Origin of the sequence: Billgrantia endophytica, assembly GCF_002879615.1 — a bacterium.
GTDB lineage: Bacteria > Pseudomonadota > Gammaproteobacteria > Pseudomonadales > Halomonadaceae > Halomonas > Halomonas endophytica.
Window position 1 is genome coordinate 61050 of record NZ_PNRF01000048.1, and the last position, 8843, is coordinate 69892.

Below are 8843 nucleotides of genomic sequence, written 5' to 3' on the forward strand. Positions count from 1 at the left end.
CTGACACGATACCCCGCCGCCCCGGCGTCCGAGTCGAAGGACCAGCCATCCATATCCCAACCGGCAAAGGTCTCCGGGCGAGTCAACGAATGAAGTATCCTGCCTGCCACATTGCCATTGCCATAACCGATACCGTTCAAGCCTACGTTGATCGCATTGCCATCGGCGTCGGTGGTGGCGTAGAAACCACTCTCGACGGCGCCTCCCCAGTTGACGCCCACCAGACCGCCGATATAGATGTTGCTGTGGCCCACCACACTGCCGGTGGCGTAGCTCTGTATGATCTCGCCATTGAAATTGGCACCCACCAGACCGCCGACATTCTCATTACCCGTCACACTGCCGGTGGCGTAGCTCCGCGTGATCTCGCCACGGTCGTTGAAGCCCACCAGACCGCCGACACGAGAATAGATGCCTTCGACCTCTCCCGTGGCGTAGCTGCGCGTGATCGTGCCACCGTCGTTCATGCCCACCAGGCCGCCGATACGGTTCTCCCCCTCGACGCGGCCCGAGGCATGGCTACGCTCGATCATGCCCCGGTTATTGCCCACCAGGGCGCCGACACGGTTATAGCCCTCGACACGGCTGTCTTGCAGGCCAAGATGGCGAATCACCGCTGAGCTTTCCGTCATGCCGAACAGTCCAACGCCGTTTCGGCTCGGACGCCGGATGGTCAGGTCGCTGATGACGTGGCCCAGCCCTTCGAGGATGCCGGTGAAGCCGTTGTCCAAATCGCCGATGGGGTTCCATCCCAGGCCGCCGTTCCAGCTTGCGGTTTCGCTGGCGCCGATGTCCGTGGCCAACGCATAGCGGCCCGCCAGGTCGTCGCTCATGTCCCGTAGCTGCTGGATATCGTGGATCAGGGTATAGGTGTCGCCGTTGACCGAGAACTCGGCATGCTCCCCCGAGAGCGTCACGGGGGCATTGACGTGGTAGCCGGTGCCCTCGCGGACGCTGCCGTCGTTCTGGCTATGGCCGCCATGGTTGAGGCGCAGTCCCGCGCTGCCGCCCGTGGCGGTGATGGCGGCGTTGATGTTGATATCGCCATGCGCGTCCAGGGTCAGGATGGTGTCGGCGCTCCAGCTGACGTCGGCATTGACATGGATATCACCGGCCTCGTCGCCCTCGGCAACGGTTTGCAGGGTGATGCTGGTGCTGCCCAGGCTGGCACTGAGGGTATCGGCGCCGATGCCGCTGTCGGTTTCCTCGGCGCCTCCCGCGCCGACGGTGAAGTCGGTGGGGTCGATCAGCCATTCGCCGGTCCGGCCATCGGCGGCCAGGGTGGTGACGGCCAGTTCGTCGGCAATGCGGACCCTGGCGGCGGAGGTTTCGATGAAACCGCCGTCGCCACCATCCGGCGCGGAGGCGTCCAGCGTGCCGGCCACCCGCACCTGGCCGCCGCTCATATCGCCCATCAGCATGATTTCACCATTGTCACCGCTGGCGAGGGTACGGGCTTCGGTGATGCCGGTGTGGTTGATCACGCTGGCGGTGAGGTCATTGGCGGCCTTGGCGGTAAGGTAGACCAGCCCGCCGTCGGCGCGGATCGCGCCGCCTTGCCCGATGTAGGTCTCCAGCCTTGCCTCTTCGACCTCGATCTTGACCGGGCCGCCAAGATCGAGGGTGACGCGGCTGCCCGCGCCCATCAGCATGCTGCCCTGGGGCGTTTCGATGCTGCCGGTATTGATGATCTCGGCGGCGATCATCGCGACGTGGCCGCCCTCGAGCGTGGTGATGTTGCCCGCGTTGATCACCGCGTTGCCGCTGCCACCCTCGAAGGTGTGGTTGCCCGCCATGAAGTCTTCGGTGGAGATATCCAGCGTGGAGGCAACCAGTGCGCCCACATCCACCTGGGCGGTGGCGGAGAAGTGCACGCCGTTGGGGTTGACCAGGAACACCCGGCCATTGGCGGAGAGTGCGCCGCGAACGTGCGACACCCTATCGCCGGTGACGCGATTCAAGGCGGCGGCCTGGGCGTTGGGTTGCACGAACTCGACCCGGTGACCTTCGTCGATGGAGAAGTCCCGCCATTCGATCGCCAGGTTCTGGCTGTGCTGCTCGATGGTCAACTGGTTGCCGTGGCGGTCGAACCCGCCGGCACCGCCGACGATCCGCTCGCCGCCAGGCAGCCCCGAGGCCAAGGCCGTCGGGACGAGAGCCACCGAGAGCGACCACGCCACCAGCAAGCCGCCGATGGGGAGGCGTGGGCTGCGGGCCGGTCGACCGCCGTTGCGGCCCTTGCCGGTTCCTCGGACATGCTCCCCGACAGCCTGCCAGACCCCTCTGGCGACCTTCCAGACGATACGATACGTACGATTCATGCCTGCCGACCCCTGCCTGTCATCTTATGAGTTCGTTGGTTTTTTGGCTCGAAGCTAACAAGGTGGGAGACCGCTGGCCTCCACTCAGCGCTACACGACACGACATGGGAAGCCATGGAGATCATTTATTCTTCCTCTTCCGCCATCCGCCGCTCGCGCACGTCGCTGGGCGTCATGCCGAAGCGCCGTTTGAATGCACGATAGAACCAGGAGAGGTTATTGAAGCCCGCGGCATAGGCGATATCGGTGATTGAGCGCTCGTCGCTCTTACCCGAATTCAGATGGCTGCCTGAATTCGGGTGGCAAAGCCGCTCGAATACTCGCCGCAGTCGCAATTCGAGAAGGTGGTCGGTGAAGCTGGAACCTTCACGATCGAACAGGGCACGCACATAGCTGGGCGATACGCCATGCCGTCGCGCGACCCACCCCAGGGAGAGGTCACCGCGCCAGGCGTGCACTCGCAGGTCGGCCTTGATGGCACGTAGCCGCAAGGCGCCCAGGCTGCGTGTCAAGGCCCGGGAGCTGGCATCCGGTGTGCCACCCAGCGCCAGCGTGGTCATGTCCAGCAATTGTCTCGACATGCGAGCCGCCTCAGCGTGTGGCAGTTCGTCGGAGCGGCGGGTCAATGCAAGCGCCTGCCGTGTCAGCAGGCGTAAGGGTTCGCTGGGAGCGAGTTTATTCCTGGCCGCACGGTCGAGGTTGGCCACCAGAGGGGCCAGCATGTCGCGGGAGAATCCCACGCTCAGGAAACGGGTCCGCTGACCATGAAAGCCGATGCGGCCAGGAAAATCCTGGAATCCAACGCAACCGGCTCCCACCGGACACACCATGTTGCGGAAATGCCGTTGATCGAACTCCCACCCGCCAGGGCCGCCGGGGTTCAACATCAGGGAAATGCTGTCGTCTGCATCGGCGAGTTGTGCCTTGCCACGGGTTGCCGTCAGCCTGGAGGATTCGACGAAGGCAATGGAAACGCCGGGGAGCAGCCGAATCCGTGTATTGATATCGAGCGCTTCCCTCTTGGGGATATCGAGATCGATCCGGGATATGGCCGCGTAGATATCCCGAGACGCTTCCACACGATCCGCCTCTGGATAATCCCAGGTAGAAAAATGGATGAAGGACATCGTGCCGGTTCCCTGTCTCGCGCCCCAACGTCATGGAACGCAACGCTATTTTTATGCTTGCTTGTTTTCTGTCACCACACACGAAGGGGCAGGCTTGCCACGAGTCGAGACACGACTCGCATCAGCGCTCAGAACCGCCATTCGAACGTCGCCACGTCCGCCGCCGATGCTGAGATCGCCACGGGTGTAACCGGTGAGGATGCCGGCATAGCGGCCATCGCTCTCCTGGTCGAAGGTGAACGAGGCGTCTTCGTCGATGGCCAGGTCGCCAGCAAAGCGCTCGCTGGCCGAGACCAGCCCACCAGCCTCGACGGTCCAGTCCAGGGTACTGGCGCCATCGAGGGTCAGCGTGCCGTCGCCGCGCAGCACCATCCGCCCGGCGTCATCGCCAAGGCCCGTGATGTCGCCTGCAAGGGACGCATCGCCTGCTTGGTCGAACACCACCGTTCCGGCATTGGCGATATCGCCGGGGATCGCCTCGACGTTGCCGAGCAATGTGCCTGCCTCGACGATGGTGTTGCCGTAAGCGTTGGCGCCGCTGAGTTCGAGGGCGCCGTCGCCACGTTTGACGAGGTCGCCGCTCTGGCGAAGGTTGAGCGTACCGTTGAGATCGAGGTCGCCCGTGACATTGATGCGGTCGCTGGTGCCCGCTTCGGGAGCGCCGCCACCGCCGGGGCTGCCGCTGCCCGAATCCGAATGGCCGATCATCAAACTGCTACTTGAAACCTCCGCTGCGTCCTCGATGGTCAGGCTCCCGTCCCCATATACGCCGATAAGTAATGTTCCGCTGACGTTCCAGTGTGTTGGCATCGGGCTTGGAGGGACCGGGTCGTTGGAGCCTGTCAAGGTAATGACCTGCGCGGAAGCCGAATCGATATTCGCTGAGACTGCGATGGTCAGCGTCGATGCACAGATGAGAAGATGCAGGCGTGTAGCGGCCAGGGCGCCTTCGCCGCCGCCCGGGACGCAGGCAGCGCGGCCCGGGGCACGATTGCCCTTGCCACGCGCTCGGGCGGTTTCGGCCACGGCTCGCCAGACGCCCAGCGCCCGATTGAGGGTGGTGCGATAGATATGATTCATGATGGCTTCCCAGAGGTTCGTCTGGTGCGCCCACGGTGTCCCGCGCACCTTTTAACTTGTGTTTTTTTGTTTATTCTGTTTGCCTGCCAGACGTTACCCAATAGTGGCGCACTCAAAAAACGGTCGATAAGCACCACGGCCAGAGACCCGACCTCCAGTTCAAGCGTAAGGCTTCGTCTTTCTTATCAGCCCTTTCTTATTCACCCTTCCTTATTGGCCAATGGGTTGTGTCCCTTGGGTCCGACACAGGCAGGATAGCGACACGTAGATATCCTGAGACGCTTCCAGACGATCCGCCTCGGGATAATCCCAAGTGGAAAGCTTGCTTATCTTCTGTCACCACACACGAAGGGGCAGGCTTGCCAGGAGTCGAGCGCAGACAGTTTCCGTACAAAGCCTAACAAGAGCGTGCGTGTCAATCGCCCGCCTAATCAGGGGGTATCACCGGGGTGCGCCACGCGGTTCGGGCGCACTGCCCGAGTCGAGCGACCATCGGGGAGTGTGGGGGACCTGGGAAAAAGGTTCTGTGCCTGTATACTCGGTAAGCACTTCTGGACACAGCAAGCACCGACACAATGCCCTATGACACGCCCCTGACGCTGTCCGCCACCGACGAGATATATTCGCTCTGGGACCGCCTCGCGCACTTCCCGGCTTCTGAAACCGAAGCCGCGCTGCTGCACCTTCTGGAGGCCCTCTGTCGGATCAGCGATGCGGACAATGCCTATTGGCTGGGTGCCATCCGCCTGGCCGACTGCGCTCCCGAAGACCCCATGATGGGCTGGCGGCCGCGTGTGATTCGCTACCTGAACGGCCACGATGAACGCATGAAACTGTTTCTGCAGCTATCCCGGGAGTCGGAGCGGCGCCCCGACTCCTCGATGCTTGCGCAGATCAGGAAGGCCGGGGAGTTCCGGGGCGCACTGAAACGGGAACTGGTCCCCGAGGAATGGTTCGAGTCCGAATACAACCAGCGGGTGAACCTTTCCTGGGGCATCACGGACACGCTGTTCGTCACCACGCCGGTCAATGAAGACTGCGAAGCCTATATTGCCTTGCAGCGCAAACGGGACGCGGAGGACCTGTTCACGCGAGACGACCTGCAGCGGGCCGCCAGCGCTCTGCGGGGCCTGATCTGGTTTCAGCGGCGTGTCTTTCTCAGTTACGGCCTGGTGGTCAGTGAAACGCCGCTGACCCCGGTGGAGAGAAAGGTACTGGGACTGCTGTTGACCGATAAACCCGAGAAACTGATTGCCGCCGAGATGGACCAGACCCCGGCCACCACCCATAGCTACGTGCGCGACATCTATCGCAAGCTCGGCGTAAAAAGCCGTGCCGCACTGGCGGCGATCTGGCTGGGACATTGATGCGGCCGTCGACCTGACAGGGCCATCAAAACCGCCACTCGAACGTTGCCCGGGCGCCGTGGTCCTCCATGCCGTCGCCGTACTGGCCGCCGTAGGCGATATCGGATGTTTCAGGCACTCGTCGCGCAAGTCGGTGATGACGTGTTGCGCGAGGTCTTGGCACATGCCGAGGCGGGACAGTTCAATGCGCGTTCATGGGCGTACTGGCACTACCGTCTTGGCCTTGCCAGCCCGGACCAGGTGCCTGCCTTTCCTCGCCGGCGGTTCACATGAGTCGTACCTTCAAACCTCGAATGGACATACTGCCCCCTGCGCAGCAACGACTGTGGCCAGAACTTCGTCCCGCCGCCGATCTGGGGTTCGTCCTGTACGGTGGCACAGCCATCGCCTTGCGCCTGGGGCATAGACCCTCAACCGACGACGGGAAAATCGGGACGCAGAGTCAAAAGGCTGGGCGCATGATCGGGCGGGCCGGCATGATCTTTCAATACCCCATATCCAGATCCTGCGCCTGGTCCACCAAGGCTTGCAAAGCGTCTTCGCGCGAGATGGTCTTGCCTGGTTCTTCTCCCCACAGCATGCCGACAGGCACCGCGAAGCAACCTGGCACCTGTAGTTTGAGGCAGTGGCGGCCGCTGTAGATCAGCATACCCCCGCTGAAACCTTTGCCGGCCTGGTCTGCAAGCCTGGCGAGGCCGGCGGCGTCCTTGGCCTGCACAGTGGCGGCGCGTTTGACCTCCACCCCCCAGAGTTCCCGGCCGCGCTCAATGACAAGATCGACTTCCACCTGGTCCTTGTCCCGGTAGTGGGAGAATCGCAGTTCCGGGTCGAGCCAGGAGGCCTGAGCGACCAGTTGCTCGACCACGTGGCTTTCCAGCAGGGCACCGAAGCGCTCTGCCTCGGTCAGCCACTGGTCCGGCGCCAGACGCCCCAAAGCCGCGGCAAGTCCGGTATCCACCAGATGCAGCTTGGGGCTCTTGATCAGCCGCTTGGCGTGGTTACGGTGCCAGGCGGGGAGTTGACGGACTAGCAACAGGCGTTCCAGGATGCCGAGGTACTTGGTGACCGTGGCCCGCTCCATTCCCAGTTCCTTGCTTAGATTGCTGACGTTGAGCAGGCTGGCAGTGCGGTAGGCCAACATCTCCATCAGGCGCAGCATCCCATCTTCGTCCTGAATGGCAGCGATATCTCGCACGTCGCGCTGCACGATGGCGTTGAGGTATTGGCGATACCATTGACGTGCCCGGTGGGACTGCCGCCGGTTGGGTTCGGGATAGCCACCCTGACAGAGAATCTCCGCCGTGGGGGAAAGCGGCGTGCTGTCCGGCACCATCCTGGGAGTCAGCTTCCCTTCCAGCAGCGTGGCCAGCAGGGTAGAGGCGCTCACACGCTTCTCCTGCTCGGTCAGCGGATGCAGGTAGATGACTTCCATACGGCCAGCCAGGGAGTCCTGCGCCTTGGGCAGCAACAACAGGTTGGCAGAGCCTGTGAGCAGGAAACGGCCGGGTTGTCGATCTCGGTCAACCACCGACTTGATCGCCAGCAGCAGCTCCGGTGCACGCTGCACTTCATCCAGAATGACCCGTTCAGGCAGACTCTCGACGAAGCCGAGCGGATCCTGCCGAGCCGCTTCCAGCAGTGTCGAGTCATCCAGATTCAGATAGGTGCGCTCGGGGTCGATGCCCCGGGCGAGCGTCGTTTTGCCCACCTGTCTTGGCCCCAACAGGCAGACCACCGGTGTATCGGCGAGGGACTCCAGCACCCGATCGCGAATCAGCCGTGGGAGATAAGGGGTTACCATGTCGCGCCTCTACCAGCGTCCAATTGTAGGCTATGTTAGCGTCCAATTGGTTGCCAATCCAGCGTCCAATTGCTGTCTGACTCTTCGTCTGATTGTTGCATGGACTCCCGTCTAACTGCGGTACCCGCTGGAGAAGCCATCGACGGTGTACATTATTCGCCCGCCTGCACTTGCCTGTGGCGGTAAAGCACCAGGACAAGCAGACGGTTGTATTCCCTCGTGGTGCCAAGACATGAGAAGCGCGACAAGCGAAAACGGGAAAATCGGGATGCATAGGCAGAGAGCCGCTGCCACCTTGGATGGGCCATCAAAACCGCCACTCGAACGTCGCCCGGCCGCCATGATCCTCCATGCCATCGCCGTACTGGCCGCCATAGGCAATATCCAGCGAGGTGCGTTCGTTCAGCGCCACGCTCAGCCCCGCCTCGACCACGCCGCTGTTCTCGGCGATCGGCGTGCCGGCGACGGTGAAGGCATCGCCACCGGCGAAGCGCTGGTCGATTTCCGGGGTGGTGTCGCCGAAGGCGTGCCGCCAGCCGACGCTGCCGTAGAGGCTGGCATCGGCGTCGCCGAGGGTCACGTCAACGCTGGGACGCACACCGAGGGTGGCGAAGCTGGTGTCGCTGGTCTGGCTATCGCTGTGTAATGCGGCATCGCCGCCGCTCTCGCCGCTACTCGAGGTGCGCTGGTGAACATGGGCGAGGTTGGCGAACGGTTCCAGGGTCACCGGGCCGGTGTCGACCCGGTAGGCGAGTTCGCCGTAGGCGTGCAGGGTGTGGGCGCTGCGCTCGTCCTCGAGGCGCTCGTCGAGCGTACCGACCTGGACGTGACGCTGGCTGTCGACCTCGTGGTAGCCGTAGAAGGCGCCGCCGCGCAGGGATAGCTCACCCTCACCTGAGCCATCATCGAGGCGGGCACCGGCGTAGAGGCCGAGATGGGCGCTGTCGATATCGGCGCTGCCGCGTCCGCCGCCAATGCTGAGATCGCCACGGGTGTAACCGGTCAGCACTCCGGCACGCACCCGGTCGTTGACCTGGGTGTCGACACCGGCGACGACGCCGACGCTATCGCGGTCGAGGCTGGCGGCGTTGCCGTCGCCGTCGTTGCGGCCCCAGTTGCCGATGGCGCGCACCCAGGTGGTGGAGGG

7 protein-coding genes are annotated in these 8843 nt (G+C 63.3%); 2 read left to right on the forward strand and 5 right to left on the reverse strand.

Annotated features, from left to right (window positions below; translation table 11 throughout):
- From C1H69_RS22685 to C1H69_RS22695, 3 genes are all read right to left on the reverse strand, one after another.
- Positions 1 to 2321: two-partner secretion domain-containing protein (locus C1H69_RS22685; RefSeq protein WP_133155007.1), on the reverse strand; the 2321-nt coding region annotated here is incomplete at its 3' end.
- A 125-nt stretch (positions 2322 to 2446) separates the two neighbouring features.
- The gene (locus C1H69_RS22690; RefSeq protein ID WP_102655646.1) at positions 2447 to 3448 is read right to left on the reverse strand and encodes a helix-turn-helix transcriptional regulator; all 1002 of its coding nucleotides are present in this window, start codon (positions 3446 to 3448) and stop codon (positions 2447 to 2449) included.
- A 51-nt stretch (positions 3449 to 3499) separates the two neighbouring features.
- Positions 3500 to 4528, reverse strand: a complete 1029-nt coding sequence (locus C1H69_RS22695) for an ESPR-type extended signal peptide-containing protein (protein ID WP_108724243.1) — start codon at positions 4526 to 4528, stop codon at positions 3500 to 3502.
- A gap of 575 nt (positions 4529 to 5103) precedes the next feature.
- On the opposite strand from C1H69_RS22695, the gene C1H69_RS22700 reads away from it, so the two are divergent.
- Together C1H69_RS22700 and C1H69_RS23745 are read left to right on the forward strand one after the other, a co-directional pair.
- Positions 5104 to 5895 carry a helix-turn-helix domain-containing protein gene (locus C1H69_RS22700; protein WP_102655647.1) on the forward strand — a complete coding sequence of 264 codons (792 nt, stop codon included), beginning with the start codon at positions 5104 to 5106 and terminating at the stop codon, positions 5893 to 5895.
- A gap of 105 nt (positions 5896 to 6000) precedes the next feature.
- The gene (locus C1H69_RS23745) at positions 6001 to 6168 is read left to right on the forward strand and encodes a hypothetical protein (RefSeq protein ID WP_165789566.1); all 168 of its coding nucleotides are present in this window, start codon (positions 6001 to 6003) and stop codon (positions 6166 to 6168) included.
- Between the two features lie 211 nt (positions 6169 to 6379).
- Here the strand turns inward: C1H69_RS23745 and C1H69_RS22705 are convergent, their stop codons facing one another.
- Together C1H69_RS22705 and C1H69_RS22710 are read right to left on the reverse strand one after the other, a co-directional pair.
- Complete coding sequence (locus C1H69_RS22705; protein WP_102655648.1) at positions 6380 to 7696, reverse strand: ATP-binding protein; 1317 nt, start codon at positions 7694 to 7696, stop codon at positions 6380 to 6382.
- Positions 7697 to 8003: 307 nt separating this feature from the next.
- On the reverse strand, positions 8004 to 8843 hold an 840-nt coding region (locus tag C1H69_RS22710; RefSeq protein WP_133155008.1), incomplete at its 5' end, for an autotransporter outer membrane beta-barrel domain-containing protein.

Excerpts from the sequence above, each read along its gene's own strand:
- C1H69_RS22690 (WP_102655646.1), bottom strand. The coding sequence starts at position 3,448 with ATGTCCTTCATCCATTTTTCTACCTGGGATTATCCAGAGGCGGATCGT.
- C1H69_RS22705 (WP_102655648.1), bottom strand. The coding sequence starts at position 7,696 with ATGGTAACCCCTTATCTCCCACGGCTGATTCGCGATCGGGTGCTGGAG.
- C1H69_RS23745 (WP_165789566.1), top strand. The coding sequence starts at position 6,001 with ATGTTTCAGGCACTCGTCGCGCAAGTCGGTGATGACGTGTTGCGCGAG.
- C1H69_RS22700 (WP_102655647.1), top strand. The coding sequence starts at position 5,104 with ATGCCCTATGACACGCCCCTGACGCTGTCCGCCACCGACGAGATATAT.
- C1H69_RS22695 (WP_108724243.1), bottom strand. The coding sequence starts at position 4,528 with ATGAATCATATCTATCGCACCACCCTCAATCGGGCGCTGGGCGTCTGG.